The 22,785-nt window shown below is 34.5% G+C and carries 22 protein-coding genes; 18 read left to right on the top strand and 4 right to left on the bottom strand.

From position 1 onward, the window contains the following. Positions 1–104: 104 nt before the first annotated feature. Complete coding sequence (locus C4F50_RS19695; protein ID WP_194140362.1) at positions 105–536, bottom strand: tellurite resistance TerB family protein; 432 nt, start codon at positions 534–536, stop codon at positions 105–107. 169 nt (positions 537–705) lie between these two features. Between C4F50_RS19695 and C4F50_RS19690 the strand changes: the two genes are divergently transcribed. From C4F50_RS19690 to C4F50_RS19670, 5 genes are all read left to right on the top strand, one after another. After that, on the top strand, positions 706–1,299 hold the full coding sequence (locus tag C4F50_RS19690; protein ID WP_194140361.1) for a HupE/UreJ family protein: 594 nt from the start codon (positions 706–708) through the stop codon (positions 1,297–1,299). A 6-nt stretch (positions 1,300–1,305) separates the two neighbouring features. Continuing rightward, a complete protein-coding gene (locus tag C4F50_RS19685; protein ID WP_194140360.1) occupies positions 1,306–1,737 on the top strand; it encodes a deoxycytidylate deaminase in 432 nt (143 codons plus the stop codon). Next, positions 1,737–3,314 carry a S41 family peptidase gene (locus C4F50_RS19680; RefSeq protein ID WP_194140359.1) on the top strand — a complete coding sequence of 526 codons (1,578 nt, stop codon included), beginning with the start codon at positions 1,737–1,739 and terminating at the stop codon, positions 3,312–3,314. The genes C4F50_RS19685 and C4F50_RS19680 overlap by 1 nt, the downstream gene beginning before the upstream one ends. Positions 3,315–3,432: 118 nt before the next feature. Next, positions 3,433–3,798 (top strand): nuclear transport factor 2 family protein, encoded by a 366-nt coding sequence (locus C4F50_RS19675; protein ID WP_194140358.1) that lies wholly within the window; start codon positions 3,433–3,435, stop codon positions 3,796–3,798. Between the two features lie 80 nt (positions 3,799–3,878). Continuing rightward, on the top strand, positions 3,879–4,196 hold the full coding sequence (locus tag C4F50_RS19670) for a hypothetical protein (RefSeq protein ID WP_194140357.1): 318 nt from the start codon (positions 3,879–3,881) through the stop codon (positions 4,194–4,196). 108 nt (positions 4,197–4,304) lie between these two features. Here the strand turns inward: C4F50_RS19670 and C4F50_RS19665 are convergent, their stop codons facing one another. From C4F50_RS19665 to C4F50_RS19655, 3 genes are all read right to left on the bottom strand, one after another. Next, positions 4,305–4,910: an FAD-dependent oxidoreductase gene (locus C4F50_RS19665; protein ID WP_194140356.1), complete on the bottom strand. Its 606-nt coding sequence runs from the start codon at positions 4,908–4,910 to the stop codon at positions 4,305–4,307. A 3-nt stretch (positions 4,911–4,913) separates the two neighbouring features. Then, positions 4,914–5,114: a hypothetical protein gene (locus C4F50_RS19660; RefSeq protein ID WP_194140355.1), complete on the bottom strand. Its 201-nt coding sequence runs from the start codon at positions 5,112–5,114 to the stop codon at positions 4,914–4,916. A 107-nt stretch (positions 5,115–5,221) separates the two neighbouring features. Next, complete coding sequence (locus C4F50_RS19655; RefSeq protein WP_194140354.1) at positions 5,222–5,800, bottom strand: MarC family protein; 579 nt, start codon at positions 5,798–5,800, stop codon at positions 5,222–5,224. A 296-nt stretch (positions 5,801–6,096) separates the two neighbouring features. Here C4F50_RS19655 and C4F50_RS19650 point away from each other — a divergent pair, with 296 nt between their 5' ends. The 13 genes from C4F50_RS19650 (at position 6,097) to C4F50_RS19590 (ending at position 22,727) form a co-directional block, all read left to right on the top strand. Further along, a complete protein-coding gene (locus tag C4F50_RS19650) occupies positions 6,097–6,666 on the top strand; it encodes a DUF3109 family protein (protein WP_194140353.1) in 570 nt (189 codons plus the stop codon). Positions 6,667–7,003: 337 nt separating this feature from the next. Further along, entirely contained in the window at positions 7,004–7,981 is a 978-nt protein-coding gene (locus C4F50_RS19645) for a ribonucleotide-diphosphate reductase subunit beta (protein ID WP_194140352.1), read from the top strand. Positions 7,982–8,244: 263 nt separating this feature from the next. Beyond that, positions 8,245–10,635, top strand: a complete 2,391-nt coding sequence (locus tag C4F50_RS19640) for a ribonucleoside-diphosphate reductase subunit alpha (RefSeq protein WP_194140351.1) — start codon at positions 8,245–8,247, stop codon at positions 10,633–10,635. Between the two features lie 194 nt (positions 10,636–10,829). Continuing rightward, complete coding sequence (locus C4F50_RS19635; RefSeq protein ID WP_194140350.1) at positions 10,830–11,099, top strand: hypothetical protein; 270 nt, start codon at positions 10,830–10,832, stop codon at positions 11,097–11,099. Positions 11,100–11,295: 196 nt separating this feature from the next. Further along, positions 11,296–12,693 (top strand): DUF1800 domain-containing protein, encoded by a 1,398-nt coding sequence (locus C4F50_RS19630; RefSeq protein ID WP_194140349.1) that lies wholly within the window; start codon positions 11,296–11,298, stop codon positions 12,691–12,693. Positions 12,694–12,705: 12 nt separating this feature from the next. Further along, positions 12,706–13,869, top strand: a complete 1,164-nt coding sequence (locus C4F50_RS19625; RefSeq protein WP_194140348.1) for a DUF1501 domain-containing protein — start codon at positions 12,706–12,708, stop codon at positions 13,867–13,869. A 59-nt stretch (positions 13,870–13,928) separates the two neighbouring features. Further along, entirely contained in the window at positions 13,929–14,135 is a 207-nt protein-coding gene (locus tag C4F50_RS19620) for an addiction module protein (protein WP_194140347.1), read from the top strand. Then, entirely contained in the window at positions 14,135–14,434 is a 300-nt protein-coding gene (locus C4F50_RS19615; protein WP_194140346.1) for a type II toxin-antitoxin system RelE/ParE family toxin, read from the top strand. The genes C4F50_RS19620 and C4F50_RS19615 overlap by 1 nt, the downstream gene beginning before the upstream one ends. 362 nt (positions 14,435–14,796) lie before the next feature. Next, the gene (locus C4F50_RS19610) at positions 14,797–15,627 is read left to right on the top strand and encodes a prephenate dehydratase (protein ID WP_194140345.1); all 831 of its coding nucleotides are present in this window, start codon (positions 14,797–14,799) and stop codon (positions 15,625–15,627) included. Between the two features lie 126 nt (positions 15,628–15,753). Beyond that, positions 15,754–16,899, top strand: a complete 1,146-nt coding sequence (locus tag C4F50_RS19605; RefSeq protein ID WP_194140344.1) for a pyridoxal phosphate-dependent aminotransferase — start codon at positions 15,754–15,756, stop codon at positions 16,897–16,899. A 233-nt stretch (positions 16,900–17,132) separates the two neighbouring features. Next, positions 17,133–17,993: a prephenate dehydrogenase gene (locus C4F50_RS19600; protein WP_194140343.1), complete on the top strand. Its 861-nt coding sequence runs from the start codon at positions 17,133–17,135 to the stop codon at positions 17,991–17,993. A gap of 12 nt (positions 17,994–18,005) precedes the next feature. Beyond that, positions 18,006–19,088, top strand: coding sequence for a bifunctional 3-deoxy-7-phosphoheptulonate synthase/chorismate mutase type II (locus tag C4F50_RS19595; protein WP_071635330.1), 1,083 nt, complete (start codon positions 18,006–18,008; stop codon positions 19,086–19,088). Positions 19,089–19,385: 297 nt separating this feature from the next. Beyond that, positions 19,386–22,727: a DUF2135 domain-containing protein gene (locus tag C4F50_RS19590; protein ID WP_228012091.1), complete on the top strand. Its 3,342-nt coding sequence runs from the start codon at positions 19,386–19,388 to the stop codon at positions 22,725–22,727. The last annotated feature ends 58 nt before the right edge of the window (positions 22,728–22,785 follow it).

Genomic DNA, 22,785 nt, shown 5'->3' with positions numbered 1-22,785 from the left:
CAGATTTTTAAATATCTGTCGGGTTTATAATTTAAATTAGATTTCAATTTCAGGAATCAGCATATAAACGGAACACTAAAAACCTGAATACTGAACACTAAATATTACTTGTTCATATTCTCCATTTCGAAAAGGAACGTATCCAAATCTACTTTTTTGTCAACAAGAGACAATGCCTTTCTTACGATATAATTTACGTTTCCTGGAGTAAAGCCTAGTGCTAATCCCATACGAGTTAACATAACTTCCTGCTGGTCTCCTAAATGGTGGTCAACGTGTACCATTCTTGCCAAATCATACAAACGCTCTAAACGCTGCGTGTATAAATAAGGAGGATTTATTGGATGTTTCCAAGGATCAGCAAGGATTTCTTTATATTCTTCTTCTGATATTTGTAATGTAGAAGCGATTTTATCTAAAAACTCTTGTTCTTCTTTACTAATTTTTCCGTCTGCAAAAGCTACACGCACAATTGCAGAGAAATGACCTCTGTTTCTTTGTTTGAATTCGTTATCAAATAATTCTGAAAATGGCATAATTAAATCGGTTTTTAAGCAACAAATATAATCCTATTTTTAAATTATTGATTTTAAATTTCTCATAAAATTTAACTTATTTTTATTGAAGGATTTAGTAACGTAAATCTTTAATTTTGAAAATTAATCGTAAGTTTACAACCCCTAATCATTTAATTACAATATACCTATGTCACAATTTTGGATTTATTTTCAAATAGGATTAAAACACGTTTTAGACATCAATGCTTACGATCACGTTCTTTTTTTAATTGCTTTAACGGTTCCTTATTTATTTAAAGACTGGAAAAGGATTTTTGTTCTCGTTTCGATTTTTACAGTAGGACATACTTTAGCATTGCTGCTATCTGTTTACGGAATCGTAGCAATAAAAGTAAACTTGGTAGAATTCCTGATTCCGATAACAATATTAATTACAGCATTATATCATTTGTTTACAGCCGGAAAGACCGCTAAGAATGATGGCATAAATCTGGTATTTTTCATAACTTTATTCTTTGGAATTATTCACGGTCTTGGTTTTTCAAATTATTTCAAAACAATATTAGGAGGATCACCAACATCAAAATTATTACCTTTGGGAGAGTTTGCATTAGGAATCGAAGCGGCGCAGCTGATTGTAGTTTTTGTGGTATTGGTAATATCATATATAGTGCAGACTGTATTTCGTTTTTCAAAACGCGATTGGGCACTCGTAATGTCGGCTTTTATTATTGGAGTAGTAATTCCGATGATTATTGAAAGTCCGATTTGGAACAGATAAAAATAAATGGAAGTAAAAAAAAGTAATAAGTACGATAAAGCGTATCTTAGAATTGCCAAAGAATGGAGTTTACTCTCGTATTGCAAACGCAAACAAGTAGGGGCCATTATCGTAAAAGACAGAATGATTATTTCTGACGGTTACAACGGAACCCCGTCTGGATTTGAAAACTGCTGCGAAGATGAAGACGGATTAACACGCTGGGATGTATTGCACGCAGAAGCCAATGCCATTTTAAAAGTCGCGCGTTCGACTCAATCCTGTGAAGGAGCGACTCTGTACATTACGCTTTCGCCCTGTAAAGAATGCAGTAAGCTGATTCATCAATCCGGAATAAAAAGAGTAGTGTATCAAGATGGATATCGTGACGATTCTGGAATTCAATTTTTAATAAAAGCAGGTGTTGAGGTAGAACATATTCCCGTTTTAGAAGAATAATGAAATTTAATTCGAAATATTTGCCAATCGTAATCGGAGGGACTTTTGCTCTCGGAACTATTCTCGGAAGTCTGATGAGTGCTCCCGCAGATGAACAGCTTTTGGCTAAAAACTACTCGAAAACCAAACTCAATAAATTAATCGATTTTATTAATAACGAATATGTTGACAGTATCAATACCGATTCTATTGTAAATCTGACTGTCGATAATATCCTTTCAAAATTAGATCCGCATTCTGTTTATATTCCGCCGACAGAACAAGCCGAAGTTGCCGAAAGCATGAAAGGCGATTTCGTCGGAATCGGAATTAATTTTTATATGTATAAAGATTCGGTTGCGATTATAAAGCCAATCGAAAACGGACCTTCCGCAAAAGCCGGATTAAAATCGGGAGACCGAATTCTCTTTGCCGGAAAAACTAAATTGTACGGCAGAAGACTGCCTTCAGACAGCTTGTTTTCTAAATTAAAAGGGCTGCAGGGTTCTGAAATAGAATTGACCGTTTTTAGAAAATCCGAGAAAAAGAACCTGAAATTTAAAGTCAAAAGAGACGTGATCCCGATCAAGAGTGTTGATGCTTCTATAATGATTGGAAACAAAACAGGTTATATCAAAATCAATCGTTTTGCTGAAACTACTTTTAACGAATTCAAAACGGGTCTTGCAAGGCTGAAGCAAAAGGGAATTGAATCTCTTGTAATTGATCTCCGTGATAATGGAGGCGGGTATATGGAAGAAGCGATTGCAATTGCCGATGAGTTTTTGAAAGACAAACAGCTGATCGTTTTTACAAAAAGTAAAAATGGTTCTACAGAAAAAACATATGCCACAAAAGCAGGTAGTTTTGAAACGGGGAAAGTATATGTTTTAATTAATGAAAATAGTGCTTCTGCAAGTGAAATTTTAGCTGGAGCAATTCAGGATAGTGATCGCGGCACCATAGTTGGAAGACGTTCTTTTGGAAAAGGATTGGTGCAGAGAGAAATGGATTTTAATGACGGATCTGCTGTAAGGCTGACCGTAGCGCGATATTATACACCAACAGGAAGATCTATTCAGAAACCTTATAAAAAAGGAAACGAAGAATATTTTAAAGAATCTGAAGCTAGAGTAGTAACTGGCGAATTGTATGCAAAAGACAGTATAAAAGTTGCAGACTCCTTAAAGTTTAAAACACCAAAAGGTAAAATAGTTTACGGCGGCGGCGGAATTGTCCCAGATGTTTTTGTTCCGATGGAAGCTGAGCACGGAAATGAAAATGTTGCTTACTTAATGCAGACTGGTATTGTAGGTCATTTTGTTTTTGAAGAATTAGATAAAAATCGCCACGTTTTTGATGGTGTTCAGTTTAGTGAGTTTTTGACTAAAATGAAAAGCTCAGATCTGTATTTTAAAAAGTTTAAAAATTATATGCTGCAAACTGGTTTAGATTTAAAGCTGGATAAGACCAAAGCTTTGGTAAACCGTCATATTACTGCAGAATTTGCACGACAATTATATGGAGAATTGTATTATTACGACGTAATCTTAAAAGAGGATGCCATGATCAAAACAATTCTAAATCCGAAGAAATAAAATAAAGATTTCAAAAAAATAATAAAGCTGCCAATCTGCTAAATCTACGAGAGCTGTTTTTTGTCTCGCAGGTTTAGCAGATTCGGCAGATTTTTTTTAATTTTAAGTAAAAAAAGAGATGGATATAGGTAAAGTTGTAAATGCTGAAATTGAACTTCTAACAGCAATTAAAAAGGCTGACATTGCTGTTTTAGAAAAACTGCTGCATGATGATCTTCTTTTTAATCTTCCCGACGGAAATACAATCACAAAAGAGTATGATTTGGAAACCTATCGTTCTGGAAAAATGAAGATAGAATCTTTGGAAGCCTCAGATCAAATTATCAATTTAATTGAAGAAACTGCTGTTGTAGCTGTTACTGTTTCATTAAAAGGAACTTATGACAATACTGCAATCAATGGAGTATTGCGCTACATAAGAGTTTGGAGAGAAACCAATGGAGTTTTAAAAGTTATTGCCGGAAGCTGTATACAGCTGGCATAAATTTTGAAAATAAATTTAATGAAAACGTAAAGCAAAACAGAAAGAAGATTACTTTCTTTGTTGCTTATAAAACCATATATATGAAAAATCTAAAGAAAATAAGTTTACTGGTAATTTTGATGACTTTTGTAATCTCTTGTACAACGATGAAAAATGATGCTAATGCTCCTGTTTCAGGAAAAGTTGAATCTATAGAAAGCGGAAAAGACGGATACACAGCGAAAATCACAACAGACAATAAAGAGGTTTACTTTGCGACAATAAGCATTGTAAATGTAGGCGGCCCGCAAAATTACAAACAATTAAAAATCGGTGATGTAGTTTCTGTAAAAGGAGAAAAATGGAAAGCCGAAGATGAAAATCATATTAAAGTGACAGAAATCGTTTCGGTTAAATAAAATAAAAACATAAAATTTTAAAACCATATAAGTTATATAAGTTCATTTAATTATGCGCAAAGCTAAAATGACCTTATATAACTTATATGGTTTATTTTTTAAGATGTTTTATCGAATGCTGTCGTGAGAGTGTGTTTGTGTGCCGTTATTCCATAAAGTTAGAATATCAGTTGCAACAGCGGCACCGCTTCCGGCAGCTATCGCTAATTGGCTTCTCCAGCCAGCCAGAGTTCCAATAACGTAAATTCCGTCTGCAACTTTATGATCTTCGTTTTTAAGCTGGATTCTTTGTTTTTCTGGTAAAGCCTTTTTATGAGGTTCTACAAACTGCATTAAACCTTCAATATCAAAAGTATTAGCAGAGCCAATTCCTACCACAATATTTTTTGTCTTGTAAGAGTTTTTATTAGTAACTACTGTAAATTCGGGATAACTTCCTTCAATACGAATTACTTTTTCATTTGGAATTTGAGTAATGTGCGGATAAGTCACAGCTAAATCCTGTGTGCTTTCTGTCAGTAACTCAGATCCTAGTTTTCCTGGCGTTATGCCATAAGCATTGTAGAAAATTGCTTCCTGTAGAGAAGAATTCTTTTGATGTGTAAAAATTCCGATTTTTTTGTCGGTAACAAAAGCTTTGTTTTTTGCAGATCCTAAAACCAATGCACAAGATATTCCAGATACGCCTCCGCCGATAATTAAAACGTCAAACATATATTATTGACCGTTTGTTTTTTCTTCAATTCTTTTAGAAATTCTAAAGATCAAAAGAATCAGAACTGCGCAGAACGAAGCGGCGATTCCAATAAAAGCTACAATACTATCCCCTTGAAAAGGATTCTTAAAATCTAATAGCGTAATATTAAAAACAATTAAAGCTAATGCCAAAAGCACTAAGATTGAAGTGAAAATTTTCATAAGATTGTCTTTGTTTGTCTAAAATAATAAAAGTAGAACTATAAGTGAAAAAATGTCTTATAATTGTATTTTAGAAATTTTATGGGGTAAAAGTATAAAAATTAATTTTAGACAAACAAACCTTTAACATTAGCAGCGAATAATTTAACAGCAATTGCTAAAAGGATCACCCCGAATGTCTTGCGAACAACGCCCAAGCCGTTTTCGCCTAACAAATTTTCGATCTTTTTGGATGACTTTAAAACCACATAGACCAAGATGATATTTAGTAAAATCGCGATGATGATATTTATAGTGTGAAATTGCGATCTAAGAGATAATAAAGTCGTCATCGTTCCTGCACCGGCAATAAGCGGAAATGCCAGCGGCACGATAGAAGCGGAGCCTGGTTCTTCGTCACGGTAAATCCTGATTCCTAAAATCATTTCTAAAGCAAGAAAGAACAATACAAAAGAACCCGCAACAGCAAAAGAGTGAACATCGATTCCGATTAAGTTAAGCAAGCCCTCGCCGACAAACAAAAATACAATCATGATGGCACCTGCAACAATCGAAGCTTTTTCAGATTCAATATGCCCCACTTTAGCTCTAAGATTTACAATAATCGGGATAGACCCTACAATATCAATTACTGCAAAAAGTACCATACTGACTGTGACAATTTCTTTAAAATCGATTTCTAACATATCGCTTTGATTTTGAGGGTTTAAAAACTGCTGCAAAAGTAGATAATAAAGTTAGGTGTTTTTTCGACAGCTTGTATTTTTGTTATAAAAACATGTTTTCCGTATTGAAAAAGTGATATTTGTAACAAAAGATAATTTAACCGCAAAGATTCGCAAAGATTTACGCAAAGTACGCAAAGGATAGAAAAGTGATAAAGCTTTGTGAATCTTTGCGTGCCTTGCGGTTAAATATTAAGAGTGTTTATCTGTTTTCTTTGACTATCTTTGCACTTTATAAATAACAGTATTTTAAGATCATGTTTCAGTTAGGAAAAACGATTATTTCGGAGGATATTCTTGAAAAAGAATTTGTGTGCAACTTGTCTGCCTGTAAAGGAGCTTGCTGCGTTGATGGTGATGCGGGTGCGCCTTTGAGTGAGGCCGAAACTAAAATTTTGGAAGAGATTTATCCAAAAGTAAAACCATTTTTGCGTAAAGAAGGAATTGAGGCAATCGAAGCGCAGGGAACTTGGGTAAAAGGAACAGACGGTGATCTTGAAACGCCGCTTATTGATAATAAAGACTGCGCTTATGTAATTTTTGACGGCCAGACTGCGCTTTGCGGTATTGAACAAGCCTATAATCAAGGAATCGTAGATTGGAAAAAACCAGTTTCATGTCATTTATATCCAATTCGTGTAAAAGACTTCACAGAGTTTGCTGCAGTCAATTATGATAAATGGGATATTTGTGATGATGCTTGTTCTCTTGGAAAAGAATTAGAAGTTCCGGTTTATAAATTTGTCAAAGAAGCTTTAATCAGACGATTTGGCGAAGATTGGTATCTGGAACTTGAAAAGGTAGCTCAGGAGCTTAAAAATTCATAAAATTACCTATCCGTTATATGGTCTTTTTGACTACATATTTTTGACTCAAAAAAATAAAGTTTTAACTCAAAAAAAACTTTTTAAAAACTATTAAAAAGTACTTGCATTTTTAGTTTAAAAGTCTATATTTTACGCCTGTTCAGGAGGTTTTTGAGCTTTTAAATATCTCATTTACAAATATTTAATTATTGTCTGAAAAATATCGCAATTTTTAGCCGTTGTTAAAAACTACGCCAGATTGTGAATAAGTTTGCCTTTCATTTTTGGCAGTAATTGACAATCTTTGTAGTGCTTGTTTGAGAGCAAAAAATCAATACAAAAATTAACAAAATCCATCATGTCTCAAATCGAACCAATATTACAAGAAAATAAAAACCGATTCGTTATTTTCCCGATTAAACATCATGATATTTGGGAGTGGTATAAAAAGATGGAAGCAAGTTTTTGGACTGCCGAAGAAATCGACTTGCACCAAGATTTGACAGATTGGAATAATAAATTAAATGATGACGAGAGATATTTTATTAAACATATCTTGGCATTCTTTGCTGCGTCTGACGGAATTGTAAACGAAAACCTGGCAGAGAACTTTGTAAACGAAGTTCAATATGCTGAAGCGAAATTTTTCTACGGTTTTCAAATCATGATGGAAAATATCCACAGTGAAACGTATTCTTTATTAATAGATACTTACGTAAAAGACGAAGCAGAAAAAGCACAATTGTTTAATGCTTTGGAGGTTTTTCCTGCCATTGGTAAAAAAGCAGAATGGGCTTTAAAATGGATCGAGTCTGATTCTTTCGCAGAAAGATTAATTGCTTTTGCAGCCGTAGAAGGAATTTTCTTTTCGGGAGCTTTCTGTTCTATTTACTGGTTGAAAAAACGTGGTTTAATGCCGGGATTAACTTTTTCTAATGAGTTGATTTCGCGTGACGAAGGCGTACATTGTGATTTTGCAGTCCACCTTCATAATCATCACTTAATTAATAAAGTGCCAAAAGAAAGAATTAAGGAAATTATCGTTAATGCTTTAGATATCGAAAGAGAATTTGTTACAGAATCACTTCCGGTAAGTTTAATTGGTATGAATGCAGCGTTAATGACACAATACTTAGAATTTGTTGCAGACAGATTGTTAGTAGAGTTAGGCTGCGAGCGTGTTTATGGATCAGCGAATCCGTTTGATTTCATGGACATGATTTCTCTTCAAGGAAAAACTAATTTCTTTGAAAAACGTGTTGCAGAGTATCAAAAATCTGGTGTTATGAATACCGACAGTGATGCTCAGAAAATTTCATTTGATGCAGATTTCTAGACAACAAGAATAATTTAATGACTGCTCTTCAAGCAGTATTAAAAAAGATTAACAAACATTTTTTTTAGGTTGAATCTCTTTCCCAAATCGCAGATTCAATAGCAATTTTTGACCCTTTTAAATTTGATTTTCAAATTTGAAAAGGGTAACTATTGAGAATGTCATAATTCTCTAAAATTAATTTAAAAACACGCAATGTTTAGGCGCTTGGATTCGTTTTCCATGTGACTTTCATTTTTTCAATAACTAAAAATAGTAAGCTTATGTATGTAGTAAAAAGAGATGGCCACAGAGAGCCCGTAATGTTTGATAAGATTACAGAGAGAATTAAAAAATTGTGTTACGGCTTGAATGAGCTTGTAGATCCTGTTAAGGTAGCAATGCGTGTTATCGAAGGATTGTATGATGGTGTTTCTACTTCTGAATTGGATAATCTTGCAGCAGAAACGGCGGCTTCTATGACAATTGCGCATCCAGATTATGCACAATTGGCAGCACGTGTGGCGATTTCGAACCTACATTCAAATACCAAAAAATCTTTCTCAGAAACGATGAAAGATATGTACAATTACGTAAATCCAAGAAACGGACAAGATGCGCCATTAATTTCGGATGAGGTATTTAAAGTAATTCAGGAAAACGCAGCTTTCTTAGATTCGCATATTATTTACACTCGAGATTTTAATTACGATTATTTTGGATTTAAAACCTTAGAGCGTTCTTATCTTCTTAAGATAAACGGAAAAATCGTAGAGCGTCCGCAGCACATGTTGATGCGTGTATCGGTTGGTATTCACTTAGACGATTTAAAATCGGTAATTGAAACTTACGATTTAATGTCTAAAAAGTTCTTTACACATGCAACGCCAACATTGTTCAATGCCGGAACTCCAAAACCGCAAATGTCTTCTTGTTTCTTATTAGCAATGCAGGACGACAGTATTGACGGAATCTACGATACCTTAAAACAAACAGCAAAAATTTCGCAGTCAGCGGGAGGAATTGGTCTTTCTATTCATAACGTTCGTGCGACAGGATCTTATATTCGTGGTACAAACGGAACTTCAAACGGAATTGTTCCGATGTTGAGAGTGTTTAACGACACCGCTCGTTATGTAGATCAAGGAGGAGGAAAACGCAAAGGAAGTTTTGCGATTTATATCGAGACCTGGCATGCTGATATTTTTGATTTCTTGGATTTAAAGAAAAATACCGGGAAAGAAGAAATGCGTGCAAGAGATTTATTCTTTGCTATGTGGACTTCAGATTTATTTATGAAACGTGTTCAGGAAGACGCATCATGGACTTTAATGTGTCCTAACGAATGTCCAGGTCTTTACGATGTTTACGGAGAAGAATTTGAAGCATTATATACTGATTACGAATTTCAAGGAAAAGGAAGAAAAACAATCCGCGCTCGTGAATTATGGGAGAAAATCCTAGAATCTCAAATCGAGACTGGAACACCTTATATGTTGTACAAAGATGCAGCAAACCGTAAATCGAACCACAAGAATTTAGGTACAATCCGTTCTTCAAACTTGTGTACAGAGATTATGGAGTTTACATCTAAAGATGAAATTGCTGTTTGTAACTTAGCTTCTATTTCGTTGCCAATGTTTATCGAAAACGGAAAATTTGATCACGAAGCGCTTTACAATGTTACAAAACGTGTAACTCGTAACTTGAACAAAGTAATCGACAGAAATTACTATCCGGTAAAAGAAGCAGAAAATTCTAATTTACGTCACCGTCCGGTTGGATTAGGGGTACAAGGTTTAGCAGATGCTTTTATCATGCTTCGTATGCCTTTTACAAGTGACGAGGCTAAGAAATTAAATCAAGAGATTTTCGAAACTTTATACTTTGCTGCTGTAACCGCTTCTATGGAAATGGCGAAAGAAGAAGGACCGTATTCTACATTTGAAGGTTCTCCAATGTCAAAAGGAGAATTCCAATACAACATGTGGGGAATGAAAGATGAAGAATTATCTGGTCGTTGGGACTGGGCTTCATTAAGAAAAGAAGTTGTAGAGCACGGAGTTCGTAACTCGTTATTGGTTGCGCCAATGCCAACAGCATCTACCTCTCAGATTTTAGGAAACAACGAAGCATTCGAACCGTATACTTCTAACATTTACACACGTCGTGTATTGTCTGGTGAATTTATTGTAGTAAACAAACATTTACTTCACGATTTAGTAGAAAGAGGTTTGTGGAACGAAGATTTGAAACAAGAAATCATGCGTCACAACGGATCGGTTCAAAATATTGATATTATTCCGCAAGACTTAAAAGAATTATACAAAACAGTTTGGGAAATGTCGATGAAAGATATTATCGATATGTCGCGCCAAAGAGGTTATTTTATTGACCAATCTCAATCGTTGAACTTGTTCATGCAAGATGCAAACTATTCTAAACTTACATCAATGCACTTCTATGCTTGGCAGTCAGGTTTAAAAACAGGAATGTATTACTTAAGAACAAAATCTGCAGTTGATGCGATTAAATTCACACTAAACAACGATAAAAAAGAAGAGACACCAACATTAGTTGCAGCAACAGAAGAAATCAGTGTTGAGGATTATAAAGCAATGCTTTTAAAAGCTCAAGCCGCAGATCCTGAGGATTGTGAAATGTGTGGGTCTTAATAATTTTAGATTTTAGTCCCGAAGCCTCGGGATAGATTTTAGATTTTTAAAATTTAGATTTAATATATTTAAAGCAGTTATCATTTTTTTGGTGACTGCTTTTTTTTTTGGAGCGATTCCCACTTTTCTTTGTTAAAGAGGTTTTTACTTTAATCTGGGTTTGAATTCCGTTTTCATTATATAAAATTGAGAAGATGAATTTATTAGAAAATACAATTAGAGAGAAAAAAGAACTTTATAAACTTGCTGTGAAATATTTTCAAAATATAAATCCTGATGAATATGAAAATATTACATTCGATGATTTGGCTGCAAAATCTATTTCAATTTTAATAGATCATGATTTTATTCCCACTCCATGTATTGAAATCAGATTAGAGCTTTTAAGAAATCAAAAAAGAGTGGCTACTTATTTTGTTTATGTTAATGAAAACAGAGAATTTATAGATGAATTTCTAACATAGCCTGTATTTTCAATCCCGGTTATGTTGATTATCATTATGCTTACTATTAAATAAACAATATCCCGAAAAATTCCCCGTTTAAAACTATTACCAAATACTTTTAAATCTTAGCACCTTAGAACCTCAGTGACTTAGCCTCTTCAAAAAATTAAACCTTTTAAAGAGAACGAAGTCTTATTGTAATAATTTCCAGATTATGAAAAAAAGCAGTCTTTGGTCTTTACGATTAGGTTTTTCGGGAAAACAAGCCGATAAAATTGAAAAACTCGGATTAGAAAAATTTCTAAAACATTCCTATGATTCAAAATTTGACAGGGAATTCCCGGCGTTTCTGCAAGATCAGCCTAAAACCGCTTTAGAACTTAAGCAAGTTCGCGAATTAGTCAAAACCTCAGATCCTGAAACTAAAAAGGAAATTCAGAAAAAAGAAAATCAAGCAGCCACAGAACTTAAAAAATGGTGGATTGCCAAAATGCGCAATGACGAATTTCCGTTGCGTGAAAATATGGTTTGTTTCTGGCACAATCATTTCGTCTCCACTTCACAAAAAGTAAAAATCAATTATTGGATTTATCAGCACAATATGATTTTACGCGAAAATGCTTTTGGGAATTTTAAAGATTTAACCAAGCAGATTCTGAAATCGAATGCAATGGTGCGCTATCTCGATAATGGCGATAATAAAAAAGGCAAAATCAACGAAAACTTAAGCCGTGAATTGCTCGAATTATTCACTATCGGAATTGGAAATTATACCGAAGAAGACATTAAGAACGGTGCCAAAGCTTTGGCGGGTTTAAATGTAGGTGATAACGGAGCAGTTTATAGAAAGAATGCAGAAGACAACAGCGATAAAACTTATTTCGGGAAAACCGGAAACTGGAAGGCAGACGATTTAGTCGATATTATTTTTGAGCAGAAAAACATTCCGTATTTAATTACACGAAAAATTCTAAAATGGTTTGTATATGATGCTCCTTCAGAAAAATTAGTGACGTATTATGGCGATTATTTCAGAAAAGTAAAGTTTGAAATCGAGCCTTTGCTGACCAAGATTTTTACAGAAGAATATGCTAAAGAAAATGCTGGAAGCAAAATTAAAAATCCGCTTGTTTATATTCTGCAGTTAACAAATGAACTGCACATGCAGGATTTTGACAATGGAATGGTGCAGTATTTCTTGAAACAACAGGGAATGGATTTGTACAATCAAATCAATGTGAAAGGCTGGGACGGCGGCAATTCGTGGCTGACTTCTCAGATTTATTTGCAGCGAAATAATACATCTGATTTATTGTGTAAAGGACGAACGATTACGGGGAAATTTCTAAATAAAATGAATTCAGATCCTGAAAAACCAGTACTTGAAATTAATAAAGTTAAAGTTGAGGTTCAATTTGATGACAGCGGAAACAATAAAACAATTATTTCTGAATTGTCAGATCGCTTGCTTTTTAAAACAAATGAGGCTATTCAAAAAGATATGGAAAACCTTTTGAAATACGATTTTGATCCTAAAGAATCCAATGCAGATGCGGCTGTAATTCGGTTATTCAATTATATCACCAAACTGCCCGAATATCAATTAATCTAAAAGTTTGAAATCATGAACAGAAGAACTTTTTTAACTCTAACAGGAACTTTTACCGGCGGAATGCTTGTACTGCCAGATTTTCTACACGCTTTTGGAACGCAGCAAAATTTAATTGTCGGTGAGCAACGTGTCGTTTTTGTACAATTAAATGGTGGTAATGATGGGTTGAATACTTTTATTCCGTACGACGATCCTTTGTATTATGATTTACGAACAAAAATTGCTTTGAATAAAGATTTGGTGATTGGTAAAAACCGAGGCATGGCGTTTCATCCGTCGCTGAAAGACTTTGCGCAAATACAGCAAAATGGAGATTTAACCGTTATTCAGAATGTTGGTTATCCAGAACCAGTGCGGTCCCATTTTAGAAGCCAGGAAATTTGGCAGACTGCTGTTGATTCTAATAAATATGTAAATGAAGGATGGCTGGGGCGTTATCTGGATTTGCAATGCAAGGGACATCAGCCAACGGCAGGTGTTAACTTAGATTCGATTGATAATCTGGCTTTGAAAGGAATAGAACCGAATTCAATTACTGTAAAAGATCCGAATCGATTTAAAGTAAAAGCGGGAATGGAAGAATTAAAATTATCGGATAATCCGCAATTGGATTTTGTTCGAAAAATTGCCAATTCGGTTACTGAAGGTTCTGATGAAATCCAGAAAGCTTTATCGAAATCTAAATCGGAAAGCAGTTATGCAAAAACGGAACTTTCTAAAAACTTGGAATGGATTGCTCGTTTGATTAAAGGAAATTTAAATTCAAAAGTATATTATACTTCGTTAAATGGTTTTGATACACATGACAATCAGCTTGCGATTCATGAAAGGAAATTGACCGACCTAAATGATTCGGTTTTTAGTTTCTATAAAGATTTAAAACAGGCTAATCTACTGCAAAATGTAACAATAGTGGTTTTTTCAGAATTTGGACGTCGCGTAAAAGACAACGGAAACGGTACGGATCACGGGACTGCGGCGCCAATGTTTATTATTGGAGGAAATAATAAAGGAACGATTTTAGGTAAAAATCCCAATCTTGCAGACTTAGATAATGGAGATTTAAAATATGAAATTGATTTTAGGAGTGTCTATGCCTCTTTATTAAAAGAAAAAATGAACTTTGATTATTCTAAAATTGGGATTAGGAACGCGCCGGTTTCGGGATTGTTTTGAATAAGTTATAACGTAATTTAATTTGTTTAAATTTGTACATTGATAATAATACGAATAAGATGGATATTAAAAATTTATCGAGATATAGTAATGCTGAAAAAATTGTTTTAGCAGAGCAGCTGTGGGATAGCGTTTCTAAAGAGGATTTAGAAATTTCTGATGATGTTAAAAGAGAATTGGATATTCGAATTCAGAATTTGGAAGAAGGGAAAGCTGAATTGTATTCTTGGGATGAGGTTAAAGCACATCTAAAATCGGTTAGATAATGTACAAAATTCGTTTTGTAAAAGAAGCTTTATTTGATATTGAAGATGTTGTTATGTGGTATGAACAACAAAGAATTGGACTTTCTTATGATTTTGAACTCTGTCTGGAAGCCGGAATTGATGCTGTTTTACGAAATCCAGATTTATTTCAAAAGAAGTATAAAAAGATAAGAATACATTTTATTTCCAGATTTCCTTATGGAATTCATTACTTGGTAGGGAAAGATGAAATTGTTGTGATTGGAGTTTTTCATACTTCTCGCTCTCCGAAAAACTGGTCTAAAAGGCTAGAGAGGTAAAAAAAACTTAGCGCCTTAGTACCCCAGTATCTTTATCATCTCCGAAAAACCCATTGTAAATATCTCATTTCAAGCCGATATTTTTACATTATCATACAAAACCTGCTAAATTTGTTAAGAATTCCTTTTTTGTTTCATAAAATGCAATATTTTTTTTGGAGGGGTAAAAATAATTTATACATTCGCAGAGAATTTAAACAATAAGACAAACAAAATGGCAAGTAACCGTTTTTATTTTAGCAGCAATTTTTATTTCTTCTTTAGTAGAAGTCAGGATTGTGCTATGGTTATTTGAGAAAAATTTTAAGACAAATAAAACTAATATACAATCCTGATGCAAATCAGGATTTTTTTTTGACTATATGACAACGAAAATTGCAATACAAGGTATTAAAGGATCATTTCATCATCAGGTTGTAAAAGAGTATTTTGCTGAAAACGTGGCTATTGATGAATGTTTGTCTTTTGAAGAATTGATCGACAGCCTTATTGCCGGAAAATCTGATCAGGCTGTAATGGCGATTGAAAATTCGATTGCAGGTCCGATTATCCCGAATTATGCTTTGATTGACAAGAACAATCTGCACATTATTGGAGAGCATTATTTAAATATTCAACAGAATTTAATGGCATTAAAAGGTCAGAAAATTGAAGATATCAGAGAGGTTCATTCGCACCCAATGGCACTTTTGCAGTGTATGGATTTCTTGAAGCAATATCCAAATATCAAATTGGTTGAGGACAAAGATACGGCAGAAACGGCAAGAAGAATTCAGGAAAAACAGCTGACAGGAATTGCGGCAATTGCAAGCGAAACAGCAGCTGAAATGTACGATTTGGATATTATTGCACCATCGATTCAGACGATCAAAAATAATATGACACGTTTTGTAATCATCAAAAAACAAAATTCATTTCTGCCAGAGAGCGAAATCAACAGAGCATCTGTCAAATTTGAATTGGATCATAAAAGAGGAAGTTTAGCGGCAGTTTTAAATGTTATGAGCGACTGCAAACTGAATTTAACAAAAATTCAGTCGCTTCCAAAAATCGAAACACCTTGGAAATATTCATTTTTCGTAGATGTGACATTTGAGAAATACGAAGATTATGCAAAAGCAAAAGCCTTATTAAATATAATGGCAGAATATTTTAAAGTGCTGGGTGAGTATAGAGATACGAAACCTTTGTAAAAGGAAAATTCCAATTTTTGAAATTCCAAATTCCAACTTGGAAGATTTGAAATTCCAATTGTCAGGCTGAGCGGAGTCGAAGCCCGCGAGACAAAAAAAGAAACTGAAAAAGAGAACAAATAAAAAATGATTACAACAGCAAAAAGATTAGACACAGTTGAAGAATACTACTTCTCCTCAAAATTGAGAGAAGTGAGACAGCTGATGTCTGAGGGAAAATCGATCATCAATATGGGAATTGGAAGCCCTGATTTGAGTCCGTCGAAAGCAGTTATTGAAGCGGTGGCTTCTGCAATTCAGGACGAAAACGGACATGGCTATCAAAGCTATCAGGGATTGCCGGAATTGAGAAAGGGGATGGCCGATTTTTATCAGAATCAGTTTGGTGTTGAATTAAATCCGAATAATGAGATTTTGCCTTTGATGGGTTCAAAAGAAGGAATTATGCACATTTCGATGGCTTTTTTAAATGAAGGCGATCACGTTTTGATTCCGAATCCAGGGTATCCAACTTATACTTCGGTAACCAATTTGGTTCAGGCAGTTCCGGTTTATTATGATTTGAAAGAAGAAAATGGCTGGGAACCGGATTTTGAAGCTTTAGAAAAATTAGAGCTGGAGAAAGTAAAAATTATGTGGCTGGGTTATCCGCACATGCCGACTGGAGCAAGAGGAAGTTTAGCGTTATTTGAAAAATTGGTTGCTTTTGCTAAAAAACACAACATCTTATTGATCAACGACAATCCGTATAGTTTTGTTTTGAATGATAATCCAATGAGTTTATTGCAGGTTGAAGGTGCAAAAGATGTGGCTTTAGAATTGAATTCACTTAGTAAAACGTTCAACATGGCAGGCTGGAGAGTCGGAATGGTTTTAGGAAATCCTGAAATTATCGATGCCGTTCTTAAAGTAAAAAGCAACATGGACAGCGGTATGTTTTACGGAATCCAAAAAGGTGCAGTTGCAGCGCTAAATTGTGATAAATATTGGTTCGAAGACCAAAATAAAATTTACAGACGCCGTAGAGAACTAACCGAAAAATTAGCAGAAAAATTAGGCTGTAAAGTTTATAAAGAAGGAGTTGGGCTTTTTGTCTGGGCAAAACTTCCAGAAGGAATTGAATCATCAGAAAAGTTCATTGACGAAATATTATACGAGAAACATATTTTCATCACACCGGGAACAATCTTCGGAAGCAATGGTGAAGGTTATATTAGATTCTCGTTGTGTGTAAAAGAAGAAAAAGTACAAGAAGCGATAGATCGATTTTAGTAATTGTAGATATCAGATTTTAGATTTTAGATTGTCAGGCTGAGCGAAATCGAAGCCCGCTCTAGTTAGAAAAGCACTTCGACTTAGCTCAGGGTGACAGAAAAGATAAAAAGTCTTGAAAGAACGAGAAGCCCTAGCCCTGATAGAAGCGGCATCCTTTTGTGGTCTCGTTTCTTTAACGAGACCACAAAAGATACAGCGGATAGCAGGATTAGCTTCAAATAAAAAGAATTATGAAAGTATACGTAATAGGAATAGGATTAATAGGAGGTTCAATGGTGTTAGACATCAAGGGCCGTTATCCTGAAGCAACTATTCTGGGCATCGATAATAACGAAAAACATTTGCAGCAGGCAATTGAATTAGGGGTTATCGACGAAGCAGGGAAAATGGAAGATTTGTCGGGTGCCGATTTTGTAATTGTTTCGGTTCCGGTAGATGTAGCGCTGACGGTTTTGCCTAAAGTTCTGGATTCGGTTGGAGATAAAACAATTGTTTTTGAAGTTGGATCGACTAAAAAACCGATTTGCGAAGCAGTAGCCGGTCATCCGAAGAGAAGAAATTTTATCGCGACACATCCAATTGCAGGAACAGAGTTTTCGGGACCTTCGGCAGCGATAAGAGGATTGTTTCAAGGGAAAACGAATATAATCTGCGAAGTAGAAAAAACGGCTTTTAAACTGCAGGAAAAAGCTTTGAATCTTTTCTCTTCAATCGGAATGAGAATTCGATATATGGATCCGACTTCGCACGATAAACACATTGCTTACGTTTCGCATTTGTCGCATATTAGTTCGTTTATGCTCGGGAAAACAGTGATGAATAAGGAAAAAGACGAACAGGATATTTTTGACATGGCGGGAAGTGGATTTGAAAGTACGGTGCGTCTGGCAAAAAGTTCGCCGGCAATGTGGACACCAATTTTCAAACAAAATCAAGAACACGTTCTGGAAACATTAGAAGAATATATTGCAAATCTCAGTCGGTTTAGGGATTTGTTGAAAGACGAAAATTACAATGCCATTTTTGAAGAAATGGAAAGCACAAATAAAATAAAAGAAATACTAAACGGATTAACAACAACTAAAAAGTAAATTAGAATTAAGATGGAAAATAAGAAAGAAATGAGAAAGTGGTTAGAAGATTTCAATTTAAATCACCCACTTGTGATAGCTGGACCTTGTAGTGCAGAAACGGAAGATCAAGTATTGAAAATTGCTCACGAATTAAAAGATTCAAAAGTTAGTGTATTCAGAGCAGGAATCTGGAAACCAAGAACGCGTCCGGGAGGATTTGAAGGTGTTGGAGAAATTGGTTTAAAATGGTTACAAAAAGCAAAAGCTGAAACTGGTTTATTAATGGGTACTGAAGTGGCAACTGCAGCACACTGTAAACTGGCTTTAGAACATGATATCGATGTATTATGGGTGGGTGCCCGTACAACTGCAAACCCTTTCGCAGTTCAGGAAATTGCTGATACTTTAAAAGGAACTGATAAAATCGTTTTGGTTAAAAACCCAGTAAACCCTGATTTAGCTTTATGGTTAGGTGGTGTTGAGCGTTTACACATGGCTGGAATTGAGAAATTAGGAGTTATTCACAGAGGTTTCTCTACTTACGAAAAAACAAAATACAGAAACATTCCAGAATGGCAGATTGCTATCGAATTGCAAAATAAATTCCCTGATTTACCATTAATCATCGACCCATCTCACATAACAGGAGATCGTAAAATGATTTTTGAAGTAACTCAAGAGGCTTTAGATTTGAATTACGATGGTATGATTATCGAAACGCACTACGATCCAGACAATGCTTGGTCTGATGCTGCACAGCAAGTTACACCAGATTCTTTGAAACAAATCATTAAAGATTTGACGATCAGAAAAACGGATGATACTACAGATGAGTACAGTTCAAAAATGACAAAATTAAGAGCTAACATCGACGTTCTAGACGCTAACTTATTAGAACTTTTAGGAAAACGTATGAAAGTAGCTGACGAAATTGGTCAGGTGAAAAAAGATGCAAACGTAGCGATTCTTCAAAACAACCGTTGGAACGAAATCTTAGGAAAAATGATCTTGGAAGGTGAGAAAAAAGGTCTTACTGAAGAGTTTGTTTTGAGAATGTTCAAAGCAATCCACCAAGAAAGTATTGGTCACCAAGAGAAAATTTTCAACGCATAATTTTTGCTGAACCATATAAGTGATATAAGATAATTTAAGTTTCTATAAAACGCTGATCTTGGGTTTTCTTATATCATAATATTAAAATTATATTGTTTTTTAAGAATCTCCATTGCTTTATTAATTTAAAGTTTTGGAGATTTTTTGTTCTAAACTTCTATATTCTCTGACTTACTGCTTCAATCTTCAGCTAATATTTTCTTATATCACTTGTATGATTTAATTTTTTTTTCACGGCTGCCAACCTTTTTATATTTTTGATTCTCTATATGATTATAGAACCTTAACTTTCGAGTCATGAAATCAAAAATGTTTAAGCCAGAAAAATTTCAAGCCCATTTGAAATTATTATTTTATGTTCTGCTGTTTTTCGGAACCAAAACTTTTGCGCAGAGTCCAGAAATGTCAGTCAAAGGTGAAGAAGCTGAAAAAGTCAGAATGAGCCAGCTGCTTGTAAATGTGAAAGTGGTTGGCAATATCGCTTACACAACTGCCGAAATGCATTTTTTTAATTCGGGAAACCGCCAGATGGAAGCAGAATTGATTTTTCCATTGCCCGAGAATGTTTCGGTTTCAAGATATGCCATTGACATTAATGGAAAAATGAGAGAAGCGGTTCCTGTAAATAAAAATAAAGGGAAACAAGTTTTTGAAGCCATTGAACATCGTAGAGTTGATCCAGGATTGCTGGAAAAAGTAGACGGGAATAATTTTAAAACCCGAATTTATCCTTTAATGCCAAACGGAGAACGAATTGTGATAATTGGGTATGAAGAAGAACTTACGGCTTCAGACAAAAATAATCTGGCTTACCAGTTGGTAAGTCGTTATCCTAAGAAATTGGATAAATTTTCAGTGAAAATTTCTGTTCTTGGCGCTTCAACTTCACCAAAAATTATCGAAAAATCGTCCAGAATTTCCTTTTCAAAATGGGATCAATCCTTTAATGCTTCTTTCGAAAAAGAAAATTATCAGCCGACAGAAAAAATAGTTTTTGAAGTTCCAATACAAAACAATGCGCCAAGTGTTTTGACTCAGGATGCTGGTGGTCAATATTATTTTTATGGAAATGTTTTTATTGAAGGCAATACAAAAGCAAGAAAAATTCCGTCTTCAATTGGTTTAATTTGGGATAATTCATTAAGCTGCCAGACTCGTGATCTGAAAAAAGAATTGGATTTATTGGAGGCTTATTTTCAAAAAATACAAAACACCAAAGTGACGTTGTACTTTTTAAATTACATTTTTGAAAAGCAAAAAGAGTTTGTGATTTCGAATGGAAATTGGAGTGAATTAAAAACGGTTTTAGAAAATACAAAATACGATGGAGGAACTCGTTATTCGCAGTTAACTTTTGCAAATCACGATCAGTATTTGTTTTCTACGGATGGTTTGTCTTCTTTGAGCGAAAATTCATTTCCTAAAACGAAAAAACCAGTATTTACGATTTCATCTTGCGTTTCTGCAGATTTTGCTTTTTTAAATTATACGGCTTCGCAAACGGGCGGCAATTTCATCAATTTGAATCAATTGAGTACAGAAAATGCTTTGGGTAAATTGACAAATACGAATCTAAAGTTTTTAGGAATAAAAGAAAATCTGTTGATTACCGATTTATTTCCGATGGAAGGAACTCCAGTTTCTGGAAGTTTTAGTTTTGCTGGAATTTCACTAAATCCGAAAAATGAAATTACGCTGCTGTTCGGAAATGGCGATGATGCTGTTTTAGAAAGAAAAATAACGTTAGATGCCGCTGTTCAAAGTACAAATGAAGTTAATGTCGAAAAGCTTTGGGCTCAGAAAAAGATCGCCAATCTTGAATTGCAATACGAGAAAAATGCTCAGGAAATTGAAACTTTAGGAAAGAAATATGGAATCATTACCAAAAATACGTCTCTGATTGTCTTGGAAAATCTTCAAGATTATATCATGTATGATATTATTCCTCCGGCTGAATTACGCACAGAATTTGACAGAATTAAAAAGCAGGAGCAAGATAGAAATAGCGCAAAACAAAAAAGTAACTGGGAAAATGTAGACGGTTATTTTACAGCTTTAAATTCTTGGTGGAAAGAAGATATAAAATATGTGGCTCCGAAAGTTATTCCAAGATCCAAATACAAGAAACGCAATGCAAGGGAAACAATAAAGGGAGATCCAGATGCTGTTTTAACTATTGATGAACCTGTTGGATCAGGGCCAGTTAATGAAGTTATAGCTGAGGATAATGCTGTTTATAATACACAAGCTTCTCCTCCTCCCGCAAAAGTTGATCAGGTTAAATTTGTTACACCAGTTGTTGCAAAATCGCAAGAAGTTATTGAAGATGCGCCAAAAATTGTGGAGTTGAAAGATAAAAAAGTGGGTAGTGAAATTATAGATACTTCAAAAAATGATGAAGTTGAGGCAGCTGGATATGAGATTCAAAAAAAGGTTGTTTCGGGGCTAACAAATAATATGTCGCAAAAGTTAGAAGGAAAAACAGAAGGCGTGCCAGTATATCGTGATGGAGATAAACAAAGTCAGACTGTTAGAGGTTATCTATCAGGAGATTCAAAAAAGCCTTTAATTATAGTAGACGGTCAGATTTATGAGGGGGAATTAACAGATGTAAAAGAAGATATCGATTCTGTTGATGTTTTGAAAGATGCAGCTGCAACAGCTATTTATGGAAGCAGGGGAGCAGATGGAGTTATCATAATAACTACAAAAAAGAAAGCGGGTAATAAGAGTGTGACAACAACAAAATCTTGGAACCCAGACCGATTATATTTAAAAGCTTTAGCAGCAGCGCCAAAAGAAAAACAATACGATTTGTATTTTGAATTAAGAAAGGCACAGGAAAGAAATCCGAGTTTTTATTTTGATGTTGCGCATTTTTTCTACAATCAGGGCGATATCAAAAAAGCATTGCAGGTTATCAGTAATATTGCAGATTTAGGATTAGAAAATCATCAGCTTTATAAAACATTGACCTATACTTTGCGCGAATGGAAAGATTATGATGATGCGGTCTATACTGCAAAACAAGTGGTAAAATGGAGATCGCACGAACCGCAGAGTTTACGTGATTATGCTTTGACTCTTGAAGATGCTGGAAAATATCAGGAAGCTTTTGATGAATTGATTAAAGCCTTAGAAGTGAATTATTACGGAGAAATGCGTGGGCAATATGAGGGTGTTGAAGATATTATTCTAATGGATTTGAACCGAATGATTACACAACATTCAGGTTTGAAAACAGGAAAATTAGATAAAAAATATTTGGATAAAATGCCAGTTGATATTAGAATTCTCATGAATTGGAATCAAATGGATGTAGATTTAGATCTTCATGTAGTTGAACCAAACGGAGAAGAATGTTACTATAGTCATACCAGTACTGAGGCAGGCGCAAGATTCTCAAAAGACTTTACACAGGGTTATGGCCCAGAGCAATATTTGATTCGTAATGCAATCAAAGGGAAATATTTAATTAAAACCAATTATTTTGGCGAAACGCAATTAACAGAAAACGGTCCTGCGACGATTATGATAGAAATTTATACTACCAAAGCAGGAAAAGTGACTAAAACTTTAAAAACAATTCAGCTTGGAAAAATAAAAGAAAATGAAGTTTTAGCCGAAATCGTTTGGTAATGGCTTTAAATAAATAAGATGTCTTTCAAATTTAAAAGGCGAAGTTGCGTTGTTCAAT

The sequence above is a fragment of the Flavobacterium hungaricum genome (assembly GCF_015182285.1).
GTDB classification, from domain to species: Bacteria; Bacteroidota; Bacteroidia; order Flavobacteriales; family Flavobacteriaceae; genus Flavobacterium; species Flavobacterium hungaricum.
The sequence above is the reverse complement of the archived record's forward strand: the minus strand, read 5'-3'. Positions and strand labels throughout refer to the sequence as shown.

What these genes read in the sequence shown, in the direction of transcription:
- C4F50_RS19685 (WP_194140360.1), top strand. Translation starts at nt 1,306, where the DNA reads ATGGAAGTAAAAAAAAGTAATAAGTACGATAAAGCGTATCTTAGAATT.
- C4F50_RS19655 (WP_194140354.1), bottom strand. Translation starts at nt 5,800, where the DNA reads ATGTTAGAAATCGATTTTAAAGAAATTGTCACAGTCAGTATGGTACTT.
- C4F50_RS19650 (WP_194140353.1), top strand. Translation starts at nt 6,097, where the DNA reads ATGTTTCAGTTAGGAAAAACGATTATTTCGGAGGATATTCTTGAAAAA.
- C4F50_RS19660 (WP_194140355.1), bottom strand. Translation starts at nt 5,114, where the DNA reads ATGAAAATTTTCACTTCAATCTTAGTGCTTTTGGCATTAGCTTTAATT.
- C4F50_RS19605 (WP_194140344.1), top strand. Translation starts at nt 15,754, where the DNA reads ATGATTACAACAGCAAAAAGATTAGACACAGTTGAAGAATACTACTTC.
- C4F50_RS19675 (WP_194140358.1), top strand. Translation starts at nt 3,433, where the DNA reads ATGGATATAGGTAAAGTTGTAAATGCTGAAATTGAACTTCTAACAGCA.
- C4F50_RS19690 (WP_194140361.1), top strand. Translation starts at nt 706, where the DNA reads ATGTCACAATTTTGGATTTATTTTCAAATAGGATTAAAACACGTTTTA.
- C4F50_RS19615 (WP_194140346.1), top strand. Translation starts at nt 14,135, where the DNA reads ATGTACAAAATTCGTTTTGTAAAAGAAGCTTTATTTGATATTGAAGAT.
- C4F50_RS19640 (WP_194140351.1), top strand. Translation starts at nt 8,245, where the DNA reads ATGTATGTAGTAAAAAGAGATGGCCACAGAGAGCCCGTAATGTTTGAT.
- C4F50_RS19630 (WP_194140349.1), top strand. Translation starts at nt 11,296, where the DNA reads ATGAAAAAAAGCAGTCTTTGGTCTTTACGATTAGGTTTTTCGGGAAAA.
- C4F50_RS19625 (WP_194140348.1), top strand. Translation starts at nt 12,706, where the DNA reads ATGAACAGAAGAACTTTTTTAACTCTAACAGGAACTTTTACCGGCGGA.
- C4F50_RS19610 (WP_194140345.1), top strand. Translation starts at nt 14,797, where the DNA reads ATGACAACGAAAATTGCAATACAAGGTATTAAAGGATCATTTCATCAT.
- C4F50_RS19595 (WP_071635330.1), top strand. Translation starts at nt 18,006, where the DNA reads ATGGAAAATAAGAAAGAAATGAGAAAGTGGTTAGAAGATTTCAATTTA.
- C4F50_RS19670 (WP_194140357.1), top strand. Translation starts at nt 3,879, where the DNA reads ATGAAAAATCTAAAGAAAATAAGTTTACTGGTAATTTTGATGACTTTT.
- C4F50_RS19600 (WP_194140343.1), top strand. Translation starts at nt 17,133, where the DNA reads ATGAAAGTATACGTAATAGGAATAGGATTAATAGGAGGTTCAATGGTG.
- C4F50_RS19645 (WP_194140352.1), top strand. Translation starts at nt 7,004, where the DNA reads ATGTCTCAAATCGAACCAATATTACAAGAAAATAAAAACCGATTCGTT.
- C4F50_RS19680 (WP_194140359.1), top strand. Translation starts at nt 1,737, where the DNA reads ATGAAATTTAATTCGAAATATTTGCCAATCGTAATCGGAGGGACTTTT.
- C4F50_RS19695 (WP_194140362.1), bottom strand. Translation starts at nt 536, where the DNA reads ATGCCATTTTCAGAATTATTTGATAACGAATTCAAACAAAGAAACAGA.
- C4F50_RS19635 (WP_194140350.1), top strand. Translation starts at nt 10,830, where the DNA reads ATGAATTTATTAGAAAATACAATTAGAGAGAAAAAAGAACTTTATAAA.
- C4F50_RS19590 (WP_228012091.1), top strand. Translation starts at nt 19,386, where the DNA reads ATGAAATCAAAAATGTTTAAGCCAGAAAAATTTCAAGCCCATTTGAAA.
- C4F50_RS19620 (WP_194140347.1), top strand. Translation starts at nt 13,929, where the DNA reads ATGGATATTAAAAATTTATCGAGATATAGTAATGCTGAAAAAATTGTT.
- C4F50_RS19665 (WP_194140356.1), bottom strand. Translation starts at nt 4,910, where the DNA reads ATGTTTGACGTTTTAATTATCGGCGGAGGCGTATCTGGAATATCTTGT.